This window comes from Delftia tsuruhatensis NBRC 16741 (genome assembly GCF_001571325.1).
Classification (GTDB): Bacteria; Pseudomonadota; Gammaproteobacteria; order Burkholderiales; family Burkholderiaceae_C; genus Comamonas; species Comamonas tsuruhatensis.
This window is the reverse complement of the sequence record NZ_BCTO01000084.1, coordinates 1-17,243: the sequence shown is the minus strand read 5'-3', so window position 1 is coordinate 17,243 and position 17,243 is coordinate 1. Positions and strand designations below refer to the sequence as shown.

General features: G+C 68.1%; 16 protein-coding genes. 5 read left to right on the top strand and 11 right to left on the bottom strand.

The features are described from left to right. Window positions 1–19 precede the first annotated feature (19 nt). Both DTS01S_RS27700 and apaG read right to left on the bottom strand, forming a co-directional pair. Window positions 20–1,987, bottom strand: a complete 1,968-nt coding sequence (locus DTS01S_RS27700) for a site-specific recombinase (protein ID WP_061289849.1) — start codon at window positions 1,985–1,987, stop codon at window positions 20–22. 52 nt (window positions 1,988–2,039) lie between these two features. Further along, window positions 2,040–2,447 carry a Co2+/Mg2+ efflux protein ApaG gene (gene apaG / locus DTS01S_RS27695; RefSeq protein WP_016450604.1) on the bottom strand — a complete coding sequence of 136 codons (408 nt, stop codon included), beginning with the start codon at window positions 2,445–2,447 and terminating at the stop codon, window positions 2,040–2,042. Between the two features lie 116 nt (window positions 2,448–2,563). Between apaG and rpe the strand changes: the two genes are divergently transcribed. After that, window positions 2,564–3,247: a ribulose-phosphate 3-epimerase gene (gene rpe / locus DTS01S_RS27690; protein WP_016450603.1), complete on the top strand. Its 684-nt coding sequence runs from the start codon at window positions 2,564–2,566 to the stop codon at window positions 3,245–3,247. 116 nt (window positions 3,248–3,363) lie between these two features. Here rpe and DTS01S_RS27685 read toward each other — a convergent pair whose 3' ends face one another. Then, window positions 3,364–3,690 (bottom strand): CzcE family metal-binding protein, encoded by a 327-nt coding sequence (locus DTS01S_RS27685; protein WP_061289846.1) that lies wholly within the window; start codon window positions 3,688–3,690, stop codon window positions 3,364–3,366. A gap of 155 nt (window positions 3,691–3,845) precedes the next feature. Then, the gene (locus DTS01S_RS27680; protein WP_017407618.1) at window positions 3,846–4,895 is read right to left on the bottom strand and encodes a porin; all 1,050 of its coding nucleotides are present in this window, start codon (window positions 4,893–4,895) and stop codon (window positions 3,846–3,848) included. A gap of 465 nt (window positions 4,896–5,360) precedes the next feature. Here DTS01S_RS27680 and DTS01S_RS27670 point away from each other — a divergent pair, with 465 nt between their 5' ends. Both DTS01S_RS27670 and DTS01S_RS27665 read left to right on the top strand, forming a co-directional pair. Continuing rightward, entirely contained in the window at window positions 5,361–6,794 is a 1,434-nt protein-coding gene (locus DTS01S_RS27670) for a hypothetical protein (RefSeq protein ID WP_235434694.1), read from the top strand. Between the two features lie 28 nt (window positions 6,795–6,822). Beyond that, window positions 6,823–7,503 (top strand): winged helix-turn-helix domain-containing protein, encoded by a 681-nt coding sequence (locus DTS01S_RS27665; protein WP_061289843.1) that lies wholly within the window; start codon window positions 6,823–6,825, stop codon window positions 7,501–7,503. A 12-nt stretch (window positions 7,504–7,515) separates the two neighbouring features. On the opposite strand, the gene DTS01S_RS27660 is transcribed toward DTS01S_RS27665, so the two are convergent. The 6 genes from DTS01S_RS27660 to DTS01S_RS27635 all read right to left on the bottom strand — a co-directional run bounded on the left by DTS01S_RS27660 (window position 7,516) and on the right by DTS01S_RS27635 (window position 13,044). After that, window positions 7,516–8,523: a transketolase family protein gene (locus DTS01S_RS27660; RefSeq protein ID WP_061289840.1), complete on the bottom strand. Its 1,008-nt coding sequence runs from the start codon at window positions 8,521–8,523 to the stop codon at window positions 7,516–7,518. Next, window positions 8,520–9,380: a transketolase gene (locus DTS01S_RS27655; RefSeq protein WP_061289837.1), complete on the bottom strand. Its 861-nt coding sequence runs from the start codon at window positions 9,378–9,380 to the stop codon at window positions 8,520–8,522. Before DTS01S_RS27655 ends, DTS01S_RS27660 begins: the two co-directional genes overlap by 4 nt. 33 nt (window positions 9,381–9,413) lie before the next feature. Then, window positions 9,414–10,673: a TRAP transporter large permease gene (locus DTS01S_RS27650; protein WP_061289834.1), complete on the bottom strand. Its 1,260-nt coding sequence runs from the start codon at window positions 10,671–10,673 to the stop codon at window positions 9,414–9,416. 12 nt (window positions 10,674–10,685) lie between these two features. Further along, on the bottom strand, window positions 10,686–11,228 hold the full coding sequence (locus tag DTS01S_RS27645) for a TRAP transporter small permease (protein ID WP_016450595.1): 543 nt from the start codon (window positions 11,226–11,228) through the stop codon (window positions 10,686–10,688). Beyond that, complete coding sequence (locus DTS01S_RS27640) at window positions 11,225–12,232, bottom strand: TRAP transporter substrate-binding protein (RefSeq protein ID WP_026062634.1); 1,008 nt, start codon at window positions 12,230–12,232, stop codon at window positions 11,225–11,227. Before DTS01S_RS27640 ends, DTS01S_RS27645 begins: the two co-directional genes overlap by 4 nt. A 62-nt stretch (window positions 12,233–12,294) precedes the next feature. Beyond that, the gene (locus DTS01S_RS27635; protein ID WP_061289873.1) at window positions 12,295–13,044 is read right to left on the bottom strand and encodes an SDR family NAD(P)-dependent oxidoreductase; all 750 of its coding nucleotides are present in this window, start codon (window positions 13,042–13,044) and stop codon (window positions 12,295–12,297) included. A 184-nt stretch (window positions 13,045–13,228) separates the two neighbouring features. On the opposite strand from DTS01S_RS27635, the gene DTS01S_RS27630 reads away from it, so the two are divergent. Both DTS01S_RS27630 and DTS01S_RS27625 read left to right on the top strand, forming a co-directional pair. Then, complete coding sequence (locus DTS01S_RS27630) at window positions 13,229–14,143, top strand: LysR substrate-binding domain-containing protein (protein ID WP_016450592.1); 915 nt, start codon at window positions 13,229–13,231, stop codon at window positions 14,141–14,143. A gap of 257 nt (window positions 14,144–14,400) precedes the next feature. Beyond that, window positions 14,401–16,992: a putative bifunctional diguanylate cyclase/phosphodiesterase gene (locus DTS01S_RS27625; protein WP_223275343.1), complete on the top strand. Its 2,592-nt coding sequence runs from the start codon at window positions 14,401–14,403 to the stop codon at window positions 16,990–16,992. A 34-nt stretch (window positions 16,993–17,026) separates the two neighbouring features. Here DTS01S_RS27625 and DTS01S_RS27620 read toward each other — a convergent pair. Then, a partial coding sequence (locus tag DTS01S_RS27620; protein WP_169804710.1) for a sensor histidine kinase occupies window positions 17,027–17,243 on the bottom strand: 217 nt, incomplete at its 5' end.

Here is a 17,243-nt window from a genome sequence, read left to right as displayed (position 1 = left end):
TTCCCGAGGTCCCGCAGGCTCAGGGGCGGAAGAAACTCAGCGGCGCTGTGCGCAGACGGCGGCGGATGGCCGAATAGATGCGCGAGCGGTCGACTCCGCTGACATTGTGTGCCCTCAGCGCAACGCGGAATGCCAGATAAAAGCTGACAGTGACGTTCAACGCGCCATTGATGGGCAGTAGGGCAATCGCCCACCAGAACATGTCGGAGTGCAGAACCTCCCAGCCCAGGGCGGCCATGGCGGCCCCGATCTGGCCGGCCGACAGCGTGACGTGGCGCACCTCCAGCCCCAGGCCGAAGAAGGCCGCGAAGGCCGGCACCAGGCCCAGCATCATGCCCAGTGAGACATTGGCGGCAAAGCCCGAGATGTTCTTGCGCCAGAAATGCGCCCAGCGATCCGCGCGCCCGGCGCCCAGCCAGCGCGTGATGCCGGGGTTGTAGCGGATCACCGAGTCCAGGCGGCGCAGCACGAACCAGTTCTCGGCCCAGCCCGCGATCAGGCTGCTGGCAAACAGCAGCACGCCCGTGAAGGCAGCGAACAGCGGCGACAGGCCCAGCAGGCTCAGCGAATCGAGCACGGCAATCGCATGCGGCTCGTCGATGGGCGTGTGGCCGAACAGCTGGGCATAGCCCAGCGACAGCAGCAGCACCATGGGCAGCACCACCAGCACGTTGCCCAGCACGGCCGCCACCTGGGAGCGCACCAGGTGCGCGACCTCGTCCACGAATTCCTCGATGGCCTCGCTGGCGCGCAGGTCCTTGAGCTTGGCGGCCATGGCCGGCGCCGTCATGGCCGGCTGCTTGGTGGCCACCGTGAAGTGCAGCAGCTGGATCAGCACGAAGCTGATGGAGTAGTTGATGCCTGCGGCCAGCCCGCCCCAGAACGCCGACAGCCCCAGCGCGTAGAGCGCGAACTTGAGCAGCGTGGTGAAGGCCATCACGAAGCCGCCGCCGGCGGCCTTGGTCACCATGGACAGGTACTCGCGGCCCGTGCGCGTGATGTAGTGCTCGCCGGTCTCGGCGCTGCGCTCGGCCACCTTGGCGGCCAGCAGCGAGGTATTGGTGGCCAGCAGGGCGCGCAGGCTGCGCCGCTCGATGCCCACGGACACCAGGTTGGCCAGCAGGTCGGCCGTCTCGGTGGCGCGGTTGTCGGCCAGCAGGCAGTCGAGCAGGCGCCTGACGCGCAGGATGCGCGCGCGCAGCTGGCGCAGGCGAAACACCAGGCCCACCGAAATGCCTTCGGACTCGAAATGCGCGTACACCGATGTCACGGCCGCGCGGCAGGCATCCAGCCGTTCGCGCAGCCGGGCCTCGGCCGCGTCGCGCCGGTCGTTGGTGCGCAGCGCGTGCAGCACCTCCACGCGCAGGCTTTCCGCATCGTGGATCAGGGCGTGGAAGGGCTGGTCATCGCGCGCCTGCTCGTCCATGCGCAGGCGCAGCTCGGGCGAGAAGCCCGTGGACAGGATCTGTCCCGTGCAATAGGTGATGGAGCCCAGCAGGCTGTTCTGCCAGAAGCTGCTGCCCTGGCCCTCGCTGCCATCGGTCAGCAGCAGTGCGATGCGTTCGAGCAGCGGCGCCTCCAGCGCGTGCAGCCAGCGCGCGTCGAATTCGTCGGGCATGGCCAGCATGAACAGCTCGGAGGCATCCACCGTCTCCGGCGTGCTGGGCAGCAGCTTGTAGCGCACGCGCTCGGACAGCTCGCTGAACATGTTGGTGCGCGGCGCAAAGCCGAAATCGGCCAGCAGCGCCGTGATGTCCACGGTATCGATGAAGCGCAGCCACCACGCATGCAGGCGCTGGCGCACGGCCGGATCGGCCTCCACGGCCTCCACCAGCAACTGCACGCGCTGCACCGCGCCGTCCACCGACGGCTTGGGCGCGCGCACCCACTCCAGCAGGTGGATCAGCCAGATATGGCGGTGCGCGAGGTCGGCCTCGGGGTCGAGTGCGGCCAGAAGGCCGGGCAGGTCTTGGGTGATTCGCTTCATGTAGGGGTCTTGCGGCAGGGCGGAAGACTAGCGCCTCCCCCGAGGAACGCGCTCAGTGCAGCACGCGGTTGTCAGGGTCTGGAAAGCTGTCGCCGCCAGCGCCCGACTGCAGATGAAAGCGCGGGATGGGGCACTCGAAGACTTCGCCCTCGTGGCTGATGCACAGATAGGTGCCCTGCATGCTGCCGTTGGGCGTGCGCAGCTGGCAGCCGCTGGTGTACTCGAAGGTCTCGCCGGGCTGCAGCAGCGGCTGGCGGCCGATCACCCCCAGGCCCTTGACCTCTTCGACATGGCCCAGCTCGTTGGTGATGATCCAGTGGCGCGCGATCAACTGGCCCGGCACCTGGCCGGTATTGGTCACGGTGATCGTGTAGGAGAAGGCGTACACGCCTGCCGCTGGAGCGGATTGCTCTGGCAAAAAGGCGGGGCGGACCTGGACCTGGAACTCGTTCATGGGCATGGCGGCAATGGTAACTGCCCGCAATGTACCGGCTTGCGAACGTCCCCACGCGCCGCCACCCATGGCTTTGTGCCGTCGCTGGTGCCGGCATGGGCTAGCTGCGACAATCGCAGGCCATGAGCCCCACCTACCGCATCGCCCCCTCCATCCTGTCTGCCGACTTCGCCCGTCTGGGTGACGAGGTCAAGAATGTGATCGCCTCCGGCGCCGACTGGATCCACTTCGACGTGATGGACAACCACTACGTGCCCAACCTCACGTTCGGTCCCATGATCTGCGAGGCCCTGAAGCCCCATGCGAAGACGCCCGACGGCCAGCCCGTGCCCGTCGACGTGCACCTGATGGTCACGCCCGTGGACGAACTGGCCACGGCCTTCGCCAAGGCCGGCGCCGACTACATCAGCTTCCACCCCGATGCCACGGCCCACGTGCACCGCAGCATCCAGAACATCCGTGCCCAGGGCGCCAAGCCGGGCCTGGTGTTCAACCCGGCCGCCTCGCTGGACGTGCTGGACTGGGTCATCGACGACATCGACCTCATCTTGCTGATGAGCGTGAACCCCGGCTTCGGCGGCCAGAGCTTCATCGACAGCACGCTGCGCAAGATCGAGGCCGCGCGCAAGCGCATCGAGGCCAGCGGCCGCGACATCCGCCTGGAGGTGGACGGCGGCATCAAGGAAACCAACATCCGCCGCGTGGCCGATGCCGGTGCCGACACCTTCGTGGCGGGCAGCGCCATCTTCGGCAAGCCCGACTACAAGGCCGTGATCGACGCCATGCGCGGCGCCCTGGCGGCCTGAGCTTCGGCCTGCCTCCAGCAACGAAAAGGGCCCGCGAATTGCGGGCCCTTTTTTTGCTGCGTCGAGTTGCGTTGAGTTGGATTTTGCGCAGCGCAGGCCGCAGCGACGCGGCCCCTTCAGCCGCCTCGCTCGTGCTCTGCGAGCATGACGAAGATGCTGCGGCCCTGCGTGTCGAAACCGGGCGGCGCAAAGCGCGCCACCGGCACATGGCTGTGCCGGATGGAGCGGACCTTCCACGCGAATGTCCTGCCCTTGCTGGTGAAATTGAGGGTTTCGCCGCAGGTGACGTTGATGGGCGTCTTCTGCGACAGATCGACGCTACGGTAGGAGCCTGCAGGCGCGGGCGAGCCGTAATGCGATTGACCGTTGGGAAAAGTGTCCGCATGGGCCATTGGGCAGGCAAGAAAAATGCCTGCGATATACAGGGCATTGATGTTTTTCATGAAATGCTCCTTGGCGCAAATGGGATTTTCAATTCAAACGGAACATGGATGGATGGCAGGCCGTGGCAATGGTTTGGCGAATGCGGAAAAAGGGTATTGCCCGGCCTGCCGCCAGCGGTCTTGCAACGCTGGCGGGAATAATCCTGGAAAGGAAATCAGAAACTGTGGCGTATGCCCACTTCCGCACCCGTTGACGTGCCCTTGGGAGCAAGCCCCGGTGCACCGCCCGACAGGGCGAAATTCGCATTGCCCTTGTTGGATATGCGGGCCAAGGTTCCATACAAGGCCGTGCGGCGCGACAGATCATGCACATAGCCGATGGCATATTTGTTCGCATCGCTGCCATTGAATGCCACCGGACCCTTGCGCGAATCGGTACGCACATAGGAGGCGCGGAGATGGCCGCTGCCCACGGGAACCGTCATGCCCAGCAGCCAGCGGTCCTCGGAGCCCAGGGTGCTGCTGCCGTAGGTGCCGAAAGGCAGGTCCTCCCGCTGGAAGTGGCCCATGAGCTTGGCGAAACCGAAGTCGTACGAGGCGCCCGCGCCATACTGCCTGAACTTGGCGCCGGCGGCGCCGATGTCGGTCGTGCCATAGGACAGCGACAGGCTCAATGGACCGTTTTCGTAGTGAACCCGGCCTGCCACGTGGCGGCCCACGTTGCTCGATGGGTTCTCGTCCATGGCGTACATGAATTCCGCACGCAGGCCCCAGAGGCTGGGCGAGAGGTACTGGATCGCGTTGTCGCGGCGGTAGTAGGACGGTGAGAAGCCGTCCGGCATGCGGCTTGCCACGGCGGAACCGCCCAGTCCGATCACGCCGAACGGATCGTATTTGTAGGTATGTGCCGAAGCCGGCGAAAGGTCGCGGCCCAGGCGCACTTCGCCGAAACCTCCCGACAGGCTCACGGTGGAACGGCGCTGGAAGAACTTGCCCGTGGAGCTGAACGTGCCCGTGTCGGCATTGACGTCCGACTCCAGCCAGAAGCCGGCCCTCAGTCCGCCGCCCAGATCCTCGTCGCCGCGAAATCCCAGCCGCCCGGAGGCCAGGCCGCTGTTGTTCATGGTCAGGTTGCCAGGCAGGTCGCTGTTCCTCACGTAGCGCGCATTGACGTCTACGATGCCGAACAGGGTGATGGATGACTGCGCGCTGGCCGCCAGCGAAATGACGGGCAATGCTGCCGCCAATATGCGATTGAATTTCATGCCTGATCCTTGTATTGAATGGTGGATTCCATGCGCATCCATTTTCAAAACGGATGCTGTGGTAAATACTAGAATCCGCAGGCGATCGCAGTCGGTCTTGAAAAGAAATGGGCAGGGCATGGCAAGCCATTCACAGGCTTTTCGTGCAAAACCTGTTCCACCCCGCCAACACCAGACGGGAGGGGGTGCCATTCATGACAGTTACCTTTCTTCAAAATGTCTTGAATGTCACTTGGCTGTCGGGTGTATGGATGTTGGGCATTGATAGCATTCAGGGGATTGACTCCGGTGAAATAAAAATAATCCGTGTCGTATCGCTGATGCGGCTGTGGGTGGGTATTGAAAGATAGGCGGGGGGGACAGAAAATGCGTCGCGAGGATGTCAAGCTGAGGATGCTGGCAAGAAGAGGGGACACGGGGGCCAGGCTTCAGCTCGGGGAGGCCTATCTGGCAGGGGGGCCGGGCGTGCCCAGAAGCATTTCCGTGGGGCTCGGCTACCTGCAGGCCGCACTGCCCCAGGCCAGGCGCCAGGCCTCGGTCTGCATGGCCCTGCATCTGCCGCTGAGGCAGTTGCTGGAGCACGGGCTGCTGGAGCCTTTGAGGATCGCTGCGCAGTACGAGGATGTCGGGCGCCAGAAGCTCGCCGCATGGCATCTCATCCGGGGGGAACTCGATCTGGCGCTGGAATGCCTGGGCCGGTGCAGCGCTTCCCTTCCGTGCCACGGGGCAGGCGGCGCATCCGCGCTCACCTGCGGCGAGCTGCTGCAGGTCCTGCAGATCCTGCGCGCCGTACAGCCGCAGGACATTGCCGAGGTCATGGCCAGCGAAGCCCGCCAGGCCATGGCCATGGGCCAGTCGCCACGCGCAGTGCAGATGCTGGAGCTGCTGGGCGATCTGCCCCATGCCGCTGCCTGTCCCGCCATACAGCAGCTGATCGCCGACCTGGTTCACCAGGCGGAGGTGGCAGGCCATGGCCTGGGGCGGCTGGCGGTGGGCTGGATAGAAAGCAGCCTGGAGCGCTGCGCCGCCGATGGCGACCTGCACGCCTGCCATGCGCTGGGGCGGGCGCTTTCCGGCCAGTCCTGCGCTCACCTTGCGCCAGACAACCTCGTGCACGCGCAGAACCTGCGCAAGGCGGCAGCCCTGCTGCTGCGCGCCGCCGATGGCGGCATCGCCGTCGCCTGGCTGCACCTGTTTCGCCTGTGTTCCGACTACCGCAGTTCGGTGGCCAATCCCACGCTGGCGCGCTTTTGCCTGGAGAAGGCGGCGCGGCACGGCCTGGCGGAGGCCCAGCGCCGCCTGGGTGCGCTGGTGCTGCGTGACGCCACACGCATCGAATCCATGGAGCAGGGCGTGGCCCTGCTCCATGCCGCGGCGGCCAAGGACGACGAGCAGGCCGGGCTGCTGCTGCGCTCATTGCTGCTGCCCGTGGACGGGGGCGACGAGGAGGCGCTCACGGCCATCGAGGCGGTGCGGCCCGATGCGCCGCGGCTGGCCATGCGGCTGCGCCTGGCGCGGGCGTTCGGGCTCACCAAGCAGGAGGCGCTGTCGGTCGACCCCTTGACCGCCATGCGGCCCTGGGGCCTGGTGGTGGGCCACAACCCCTTTGTGGCGAAGGCACGGCTGTGCGAGCCCCGGGCCGTGCCCGCGACCACGCCCGAGGCCCGCTGCTGCCTGGAGCAGGCCGCTTTCCTGTTCTCGGCGCAGCGCCAGGAATCCCTGGTGCCGGAAGGATCGCTGCGGGCACGTTCGCTGCAGTTGCGGCGCTTGTTCCACCGGCTGCAGATCAGCGAAACGGTCTTTTTCGCCTCCGCCTCCTCCCGGCAGCGCGAGGCCATCCGCGTCGGCACGAAATGGGCGCGACGGCAGCAGCAGATGCTCAGGCAGGTGCTGGCCTGAGCCTTGCCGTGCGGTCAAAGGAGCGAGCATGAAAGTCCTGATCGTGGACGCCCATCCTCCATCGGCGCAGTACCTGTGCCAGGGCCTGTGCCAGGACGGGTTCAACGTGGACGTCGCGCATGACGGCCGGCTGGGCCGCGACATGGCACTGAGCCGTGCCTACAGCCTGGTGGTGCTGGACCTGGACCTGCCCGGGTTGAGCGGGCGAGAGGTCCTGCAGGCCCTGCGCCGGGCCACAAGCACCCCCGCCATCGTGGTTGCCGCAAACGACAGCCTGGAGGACCAGGTGTTCTGCCTGCAGCACGGCGCGGACGACTACCTGGTCAAGCCCATCAGGCTGCCGGTGTTCCTGGCCCGCGCAAGGCTGCGCATGCGCGGGTCCGCCGGGCGGGAGGGCATGCGCCTGACTTTGGCGGATCTGGTGCTGGACCTGTCCAAGAAGCGGGTCGAACGCGCCGGTCGCCGGCTGGACCTGACCCGGCAGGAGTTCGCCGTCCTGTGGCTGCTGCTGCAGCGCCAGGGCGATGTGGTCTCGCGTGCCGAATTGGTGGAGCAGGTCTGGAGCCTGCCCGTGGATGCCTTGAACAACGCCGTGGACGTGGCGGTGTGCAGGCTGCGCAGCAAGCTCGACGATCCCTATGCGGTCAAGCTGCTGCACACGGTGCGCGGCATGGGCTATATGCTGGCGCTGCGGACAGATTCCCCGTGACCGCAGCCTTGCCTACCCCAGCCACTGCCGGATGCGTCCCGCCAGCGCCTGGGCGCTGATGCCGTAGCGCTCATGCAGCGTGGGCAGGGCGCCCGCGTCGAGGAAGGCGTCGGGCAGGCCCGCCAGCCGAAAGCGCGCGGGCCGCACATCGCGCTCCAGCAGGGCGCCGGCCACGGCCTCGCCCAGGCCGCCCACCACCGAATGGTTCTCCGCCACCACCACCAGGCGCGGCCCGCTGGCCACGGCCTGCACGATGGCCTGCACATCCAGCGGCTTGATGGTGGCGCAGTGCAGCACGGCGGCGCCCACGTTGTCCGTGGCCAGCAGCTGGGCGGCCTCCAGCGCGCGCATGGTCATGAAACCGCTGCAGATGATGAGCACCTCGCGGCCCTCGCGCAGCATCTTGGCCTTGCCCAGCTCGAACCGGTAGTCGTACTCGTCCAGCACCAGCGGCACGTTGCCGCGCAGCAGCCGCATGTAGACGGGGCCGCGGTGCGCCGCGATCTGCGGCACGGCCTGGGTGATGTCCAGCGCATCGCAGGGATCGACGATGGTCAGCCCCGGCACGGCCCGCATCATGGCCAGGTCGTCCGTGGCCTGGTGGCTGGGGCCGTAGCCCGTGGTCAGGCCGGGCAGGGCGCAGCAGATCTTGACGTCCAGGTTGTCCTCGGCAATCACCTGGTGGATGAAGTCGTAGGCGCGGCGCGTGCCGAAGACGGCATAGGTGGTGGCAAACGGCGTCAGCCCCTCCTTGGCCATGCCGCCGGCGGCGGCCATGAGCAACTGCTCGGCCATGCCCATCTGGAAGAAGCGCTCGGGGTGGGCCTGGGCGAACAGGTGCAGGTCGGTGTACTTGGCCAGGTCGGCGGTCAGGCCGACCACGTCGGGGCGGCTGGCGGCCAGCTCCACCAGGGCCTTGCCGAAAGGCGCGGCCTGCACGCGCTGGCCTTCGGCCGCGATGGAGGCGATCATGGCCGAGGTGGTCGGCCGGGGCTTGGGGGTGGCAAGAGGCATGTTCATGGCAGGGCGGGCTCCAGGGGGTGCGATGCGTCCAGGATGGCTAGGGCCTGCTGCCACTCGGGCGGATCGACGCGGATGAAATGGTTCTTCTCGCGCTGCTCCAGGAAGGGCACGCCCTTGCCCATCAGCGTGTCGCAGAGGATGACGCGGGGCCGGTCCTCGGCCAGCGCCCGCGCCGCGTCGAAGGCCTGCACCACCTGGGCCAGGTCGTTGCCGTCCACGCGCTGCACATGCCAGCCGAAGGCGGCCCATTTGTCGGCCAGCGGCTCGAAGCCCAGCATGCGCGTGGACGGGCCGTCGGCCTGCTGGTTGTTCACGTCCACCAGGCAGATCAGCCGGCCCAGCCCGTGGTGGGCGGCGGACAGCGCGGCCTCCCAGGTCGAGCCCTCGTCCAGCTCGCCGTCGGACATGGAGTTGTAGACAAAGGCATCGCAGCCCTTGTGGCGCAGCGCCAGCGCCATGCCCACGGCGATCGGCAGGCCCTGGCCCAGCGAGCCGCCCGAAATCTCCATGCCCGGCGTATAGCTGGCCATGCCCGACATGGGCAGGCGGCTGTCATCGCTGCCATAGGTCTGGAGTTCCTCGTCGGACAGGATGCCCGCCTCGGCCAGGGCCGCGTAGAAGGCGATGGCGTAGTGGCCGTGCGAGAGCAGGAAGCGGTCGCGGCCCTCCCACCCGGGTTCATCGGGCCGCAGCCGCAGCGCGTCGCCATAGGCCACGGCCAGCACATCGGCCCAGCCCAGGGCCTGGCCTATGTAGCCCTGGCCCTGCACCTCGCCCATTTGCAGGGCGCGGCGGCGTATGCGCCAGGCACAGGCCGCGAGCCGGTCCAGGCGCTGTTGCAGTTCTTGGTTCATGCATCGTCTCCTAGAGATGGAAAGGCGCGCGGCTCAGCGCAGGATGCTGGCCGGCACATAGGACACCAGCGCCAGCACCGCCAGCGCCACCAGGTAGAAGGGAATCAGCTCGCGCACGGTCTGGCCCACCTTGACCCGGGCCAGCGAGCTTGTGATGAACAGCGTCGTGCCCACGGGCGGCGTGTACAGCCCCAGGGCCAGGTTCACGACCATCATGATTCCCAGCTGGGTCATGTCCATGCCGATGCTCTGGGCCAGCGGCACGAACACCGGCGTGAGCAGCAGCACGGCGGCCGGCAGGTCGATGAACATGCCGATGAAGAGCATCAGCAGGTTCATCAGCACGATCACCAGCCAGGCTGAATGCACATGCGACTGCACCCACTGGACGATGCCATCGGGCATGCGGTCGAAGGTCAGCAGCCAGCCGATGGCCGCCGAGGCCATGATCACCAGCAGCACCACGCCCGTGGCCAGGCCCGCATGCACCACCGCATCGTTGAGCCGGCGCCAGCCCAGGTCGCGGTAGATGGCGGCCGACACCAGGCCCGCATACAGCGTGGACAGCACGGCCACCTCGGTGGGCGTGGCAATGCCCAAGCGCAGGAACACGATGATCAGCACCGGCAGCAGCAGGGCCGGGCTGGCGTACAGCAGGTGGCGACGGAAGGCGGGCCAGGCAAAGGGCGTGGTGTCGCGCGGAAAGCCGCGCCTGCGGCCCACCCACCAGCACACACCCATGAAGCCCGCGCACATCAGCAGCCCCGGCACGATGCCCGCCACGAACAGCGCCGCAATCGATGCATTGGCGCTGAGCGCGAACAGGATCATGGGGATCGACGGCGGGATCAGGATGTCGATGGTGGCCGCCGCCGCCAGCGTGGCCGCCGAGAACGCGGGCGGATAGCCCAGCCGCCTGTGCCACGGGATCATCAGCGAGCCGATGGCCGAGGCGTCGGCCACGGCCGAGCCCGACACCCCGCCGAACAGCGTGGACGACATCACCCCCACCTGGGCCGGCCCGCCGTGAAAGCGCCCTATCAGCGCCGACAGCACGCCCACCAGGGCCTCGCCCAGGCGCCCGCCCATCATCAGCGAGCCGGTGAGCATGAAGAACGGGATGGCGATCAGCGGAAAGCTCTGCACCTGGGCCACCATCTGCTGCACCAGCAGGTCCAGCGGCACGCGGTCCGAGGTGGCGGCCGCCGCCATGGCGCCCATGAGCAGCGCGTGGGCAATGGGCATGGCGATCACGGCGCCCGCCATGAAGACGAAAAGCATGATGAAGGACATGGCACCCTCCCTTCACCAGTGCGCGCCGGCCACGGGCCGGGCCGGTTCGGCAGACGCACCAGCGGCACCGGCCTGCGCGGATACCCGGTCCCTGCCCGCCACGCAGGCGCGCCAGGCCGACTGCAGGGCCAGCAGGGCCAGCAAGGCCATGCCCACCATCACGCAGCCATAGGTCAGGGAGCCGGGAATGCCCAGGATCTGGCTGCGCTCGTCATGCACGATCTCCAGCATGTTCAGCGTGGACCAGGCCAGCGTGGCGTACAGGGCGGCCACGGCCAGCCAGCCCAGCACGGCCGTGGCGCGCCGCACGCGGGCCGGCAGGGCCTCGACCAGGAAGCTGGTGGTAATGTGGGCGCCATGGGCGGCGGCCAGCACCACGCCCGACATCACCAGCCAGGGAAACAGCAGCTCGGGCACCTCGTTGGCCCACTGCAGGCTGGTGCCGCTGGCATAGCGCAGGGCGGTGTTGCACACCAGGATCACGAAGATCACCAGGGTGCTGGCCCACAGCACGGCGCGGCACAGGCCAGTGACCAGGCGTTCGATGAGGTTCATGGATGGCTCCCTGCGCTTGACTGCGCGCCCGCGGCCTTGACGACCTTGGCGATATAGGGGCCCGCTGGGCTGGCCAGCCACTTGTCCTGTACCTTGGCCGTGGCCTGGGCGAAGGCCCGCGCGTCGATGGTGCTCACCTCCACGCCCTTGGCGCGGATGTCGTCCAGCAGCTTGTCGTCGGCCTCGCGCGCCAGCTGGCGCTGGTAGGCCGTGGCCTCCTGCGCGGCCTCGGCCAGCAGCGTGCGGTCGGCGGCCGGCAGCCGGTCCCAGCTGCGCTTGCCCATGATCAGCGGCGTCATCTGGAACATGTGGCCCGTCAGCGCCAGGTGCTTTTGCACCTCGTACAGCTTGCTGGCGTGGAAGTTGGCCAGCGGGTTTTCCTGGCCGTCGACCACGCCCTGCTGCAGGGCCACGTACAGCTCGGCGAACTTGATCTGCTGGGCCTCGGCGCCCAGGGCCTGGATGATGTCCACCAGCACCGCGTCGGGCGGCGTGCGCATCTTCAGGCCCTTGAGATCGTCCACGCTGCGCAGGGGCCGCTTGCTGTTGGTCATGTGGCGTATGCCGTTGTCCCAGTAGCCCAGCACCACCATGCCCTTGGCGGCCGATTTGTCGGCCAGCTCCCGGCCCAGCGGCCCGTCCAGCAGCTGGAAGGCCCGGGCCGTCGTGGCGAAGAGAAACGGCATGCCATAGGCCGCGTACTCGGGCACGGCCGCGGCCACCGCGCCCTGGGAATTGGCCGACAGGTCCAGCGCGCCCGTGCGCAGGGCCGTGACCATGGCCGCGTCGTCGCCCAGCTGGGCCGAGGGGGCGACCTGCACCTCGATGCGGCCCGCGCTGCGCGCCTTCACCAGCTCGGCGAACTTCAGCGATGCCAGGTGGCGCGGATTGTCGGGCGCGGCGCCGTGCCCCAGCGTGAGCTTGACGGCCTGGGCACAGGCCAGGGCCGGCAGCAGCAGGGCGCAGGCGGCCAGGGCGGCGCGGTGGAAAAGCGTGCTTTGCATGGTCTTGTCTCCTTTGCTTGGGTTGTGTGCGGCCATGCAGGCCATGGCCAGGCGCGCGGGGCTCAGTGGATGAGCATCCCGCCGTTCACATCGAGCGTGATGCCCGTGCAATAGGCGGCCAGGTCGCTGGCCAGGAATACGCAGGCGCCGGCCACATCGTCGGCGCGGCCCAGGCGGGCCAGCGGAATCGTGGCGGAGATCTCGCGCTTGCGCTCGGGGCCGAGCTTGCCCTGGGTGATGTCCGTCTCGATCAGGCCCGGCGTGACGCAGTTGATGCGTATGCCCTCGGCGCCGAACTCGCGCGCCATGGCGCGGGCCAGCCCCAGCACGCCGGCCTTGGCGGCCGAATAGTGCGGCCCGCCGAAGATGCCGCCGCCGCGCTGGGCCGAGACGGAAGAGATGCAGACGATGGCGCCCGCTTGCTGCCTGCGCATGGACGGCAGCACGGCCTGGGACATGTACAGCGTGCCGCGCAGGCTCACGTCGAGCACGCGGTCGTAGTCGGCCCCGCCGATCTCCAGTGTGCCCACGGCCTGCGTGATGCCCGCGTTGTTGACCAGCGCGTCGATGCGGCCGAAGGCGCGCAGCACGGCGGCGGCCGCCGCCTCGCACGAGGACTTGTCCGTCACGTCGGCCACCAGCCCCAGGTGCCCTTCGCCCAGCCGCGCGGCCGCGCCGGCCGGATCGGCCCGCTCCAGGTCGAGGATGGCCACGCGGGCCCCCTGGGCGGCCATCTGGCGCGCCGTGGCAAAACCGAGTCCGTTGATCCCTGCGCCGCCGGTGATGATGGCGGCCCTGTCCTTGAGCAGCATGTGCCTGTCTCCGCTGTAGTGGTGGTGGATGCAGCCATCTTGGGCTGTCACGAGCATGAAGACAAACGATGTTTCATCAGCCTAAGATGACGGTTCTTCAGCTCACGTACGGGGTCTCCCGGGGTCTGCCTGTGAGCTGCCCGTGAGCTGCCCGTGAGCTGCCCGCGTCTTCGAGGAACTTGCCATGGCATCCATTCCCAGCAGTGCCCACCTGCAGGCCTTCGAGGCCGTGGCGCGCCGGCGCAGCTTCGCGCTGGCCGCCTCCGAGCTGCACCTGACGGCCTCGGCCGTCAGCCACCAGGTGGCCAAGCTGGAGGCGCAGCTGGGCGTGCGCCTGTTCGAGCGCAGCGCGCATGGCGTGCGCCTGAGCCGCCCGGGGCAGGCCTACCTGGAACGCGTGGGCGGCGCGCTGGCGGCCATCGTCTCGGCCACCGAGGACCTGCGCCACAGCATGAGCAACAGCCTCTACGTGCACTGCGCGCCCAGCATCGCCAGCCTCTGGCTCATGCCCCGGCTGCGGGACTTCGCACGGGCCTGCCCGCACATTGCGCTGAACCTGTCGGCTGCGCATTCGCACAGCGACTTCGCGCTGGGCCAGGCCGATATCGACATCCGCTACGGCATTGCGCAATGGCCAGAGCTGGAGGTGGAGCCCCTGTTCGAGGAGCACATCCTGCCGCTGGCCAGCCCCGCGTTCGTGGCCGAGCATGGGCTGCAGCGCGTGCAGCAGTTGCTGCATGTGCCGCTGATCCAGAGCAACGTCAGCATCGTCCAGTGGTCGGACTGGTTCCAGGCGTTCTCGCAGCTGCGCGCGCCAGAGCGCTTTGCCGTGCGCTTCGACCGCGCCCAGATGTCGCTGGACGCGGCCACGCAGGGCCTGGGCGTGGCGCTGGAAAGCGCCATGAACGCGGGCGGCCACATTGCCGACGGCCGGCTGGTGGCCCCCTTCGGCATGGACCGGGCCCTGCGCGTCAAGGCCCACTTTGCCGTCTACCCCGCGCGCAACGCCCGGCGCCCCGCCGTGGCGGCCTTCCTGGCCTGGCTGCATGCCGAGGCCGCCCGCACCGAGCAGCAGCCCTGCCGCCAGTGCCCGGAATGAGTTGGCGGCCGGACCGGGAAAAGGGGCCGGACAGATATTCCCGCATCCGGCGGAAAAGGCCTGCGATGCAATTTCTCTATGAATGAGCGAGTGCGCGGCAAATGGTTTTATTGCCCCCTGTTTTCGGCGAATGACGACGCGATTGCCAGCAGGGATTGGCAATAATTCCGGACAGCCATATACACAGGGAGTGCCACGCTGAAATGGCCAAATCAGCAAGACGCCGATTTATCGGACTGATCACGGTGAGCTACGGATTGCTCGCATTCGCCTGGATCATTCTGTCCGACAAGCTGTTGTTCGCGTTGGCAGGCAGTGCGGATATCGGCTGGCTTTCCGTCGCCAAGGGGCTGTTCTTTGTGCTGGCCACGGACTTCCTGCTGTTCTTCGCGCTGTGCTCGGTGCCGGCCGCGCACAGCGGCGGCGCCTCCGCCATCACCCAGGAAATGGGGCCGCGCCGTTTCCCGGTCTGGGCCTCCTATCTGTTTGCCCTGGCCATGAGCCTGGCCGTGCTGGCCGCCAGCAGCACGCTGGCCAGCCATTTCGGTGAACGCTCGCTGCTGCTGCTGTTCATGCTGCCCGTGCTGGTCAGTGCGCTGATCGGCGGCCTGGGGCCGGGCCTGCTGGCCACGGCCTTTGCGGCCTACAGCCTGGACCAGACGGACGGCGTCGCCGTGCGCGACTGGGCGCAATGGGGGGTGGTGGCCGTCAACGGCCTGGCCGTGAGCGTGCTGGCCGAGACGCTGCAGCGCTCGCTGCGCAAGGCCAACATGCAGCGGCAGCTGCTGGACTCGGTGATCTCCGGCACCTCGGACGCCGTCTTCGTGAAGGACCTGCGCGGGCGCTATCTGCTGGTCAACCGGGCCGCCGCCAGCCTGGTGGGCCGGCAGGCCGAAGACATCGTGGGCAAGGACGACTTCGCGCTCTTTCCCTTCGGCATCGCCAGCGCCATCCGCAGGAAGGACCAGGCGGTGCTGCGACAGGAGGTGGCCACGCATGAGGAGCAGCTGACGGTGGAGCCGGGCAGGACGCTGGACCTCCTGGTCACCAAGGGCCCGGTGCGCAATACGGCAGGCCACATCGCAGGCCTGTTCGGCATCTCCCGGGACATCACCGAGCGCAAGCGCTTCGAACGCGAGCTGGCCCAGGCCGCCGTGGTGTTCGACAGCAGCCACCAGGGCATCATGGTGGTCGATCCGGCGCGGCGCATCACGCGCGTCAACCCGGCCTTCACCCGCATCACCGGCTATGCGCCCGAGGAGGTGATCGGCCAGACGCCGCGCGTGCTGTCCTCGGGCCTGCACGGGCCGGAGTTCTACCGGCAGATCTGGGCCTGCATCGCGCGCGACGGCTTCTGGCACGGCGAGATCTGGAACCGCCGCAAATCGGGCGAGATCTTCGCCGAGATGCTGTCCATCTCCGCCGCGCAGGGTGCCGGCGGCGAGATCGAGCACTACATCGGCGTCTTCACCGACATCAGCCACATCAAGGCCCATGAGGCCGAGCTCGACCGCGTCACCCACTACGACCTGCTGACCGGACTGCCCAACCGCCGCCTGCTGGTCGAGCGGCTCAACCAGGCCATGCTGCGCACGGCGCGCGAGGGGCGCTCCCTGGCCGTGTGCTTTCTGGACCTGGACGGCTTCAAGGAAATCAACGACCTGCACGGCGTTGCAACCGGCGATGCGCTGCTGGTGGGCGTGGCCGAGCACCTCAAGAGCGTGCTGCGCTCCGAGGACACGCTGGCCCGGCTCGGTGGCGACGAGTTCGTGCTGCTGCTGTCGCAGATCGGCTCGGTCGAGCACTGCACCTCCATCCTCGACCGGGTGCTGGAGGCGGCCAGCCGCCCCGTGCCCGTGCAGGACCGGGTGCTGACCGTGACCGCCAGCGTGGGTGTCAGCCTCTACCCCGACGACCAGGCCGACCCCGACCTGCTGCTGCGCCATGCCGACCAGGCCATGTGCGTGGCCAAGCAGGCCGGGCGCAACCGCTACCAGCTGTTCGACCCGGAAAACGACCGCAAGGCCGATGCGCGCCGCCTGCAACTGGGCTGGCTGCGCCGTGCGCTGGAGCAGGGCGAATTCCTGCTGCACTACCAGCCCAAGGTGGAGCTGGGTGGCGGCAGGCTGGTGGGCGCCGAGGCCCTGCTGCGCTGGCACGACCCGCGCCAGGGCCTGCGCTCGCCGGCCGAGTTCCTGCCCTTCATCGCGGGCAGCGACCTGGAGCGACCGCTGGGCGACTGGGTCATCGGCGAGGCCGTGGCCCAGGCGGCACGCTGGCTCGACCAGGGCCTGGACCTGTGCGTGAGCATCAACGTCAGCGCCAACCAGCTTCTGGATGGCGGCTTCCACGCCACCATGGCCCAGGTGCTGGCCCGGCATCCCGAACTGCCGCCGCACCTGATCGAGCTGGAAATCCTGGAAAGCGCCGCCATTGCCGACATGGAGCAGGCCATCCAGGTGATGGGCCAGTGCCGGCAGCTGGGCATACGCTTTGCGCTGGACGACTTCGGCACCGGCTACTCCTCGCTCACCTACCTGCGCAAGCTGCCCGTGCAGTCGCTGAAGATCGACCAGAGCTTTGTGCGAGACATGCTGGCCGACCCGGACGACCTGGGCATCGTCGAAGGCGTGATCCAGCTGGCCAGCACCTTCCAGCTCGAATCCGTGGCCGAAGGCGTGGAAACCCCCAGGCATGCGCGCCGCCTGCGCGAAATGGGCTGCCACGTGGCCCAGGGCTACGGCATCGCCCGGCCCATGCCCGCCGACCAGCTGCCCGCCTGGGCCGCGCGCTGGCAGGCAGGGGACAACTGGCTGGTGCATGGGCGGCACATGCCGTCCGAGGCCTGAGCCTCGCGCCACCGCGCCACCGCGCCCGCGCAGGCTATGTCAGCTCGGCCGGTCGGGTCTCCTGCGCACTGCGGCTGGGCAGGATGATGGTGAAGATGGCGCCGCCTGCCGGGCCGTTGCCGGCCACGATGGTGCCGTCCATGGCGTCGATGATCTTGCGGCAGATGGCCAGTCCCAGGCCCGTGCCGCCCGAGCCGTCCTTGGTCTTGCTGGACTGCACGAAGGGCTGGAAGATCTTGTCCAGCTCCTGT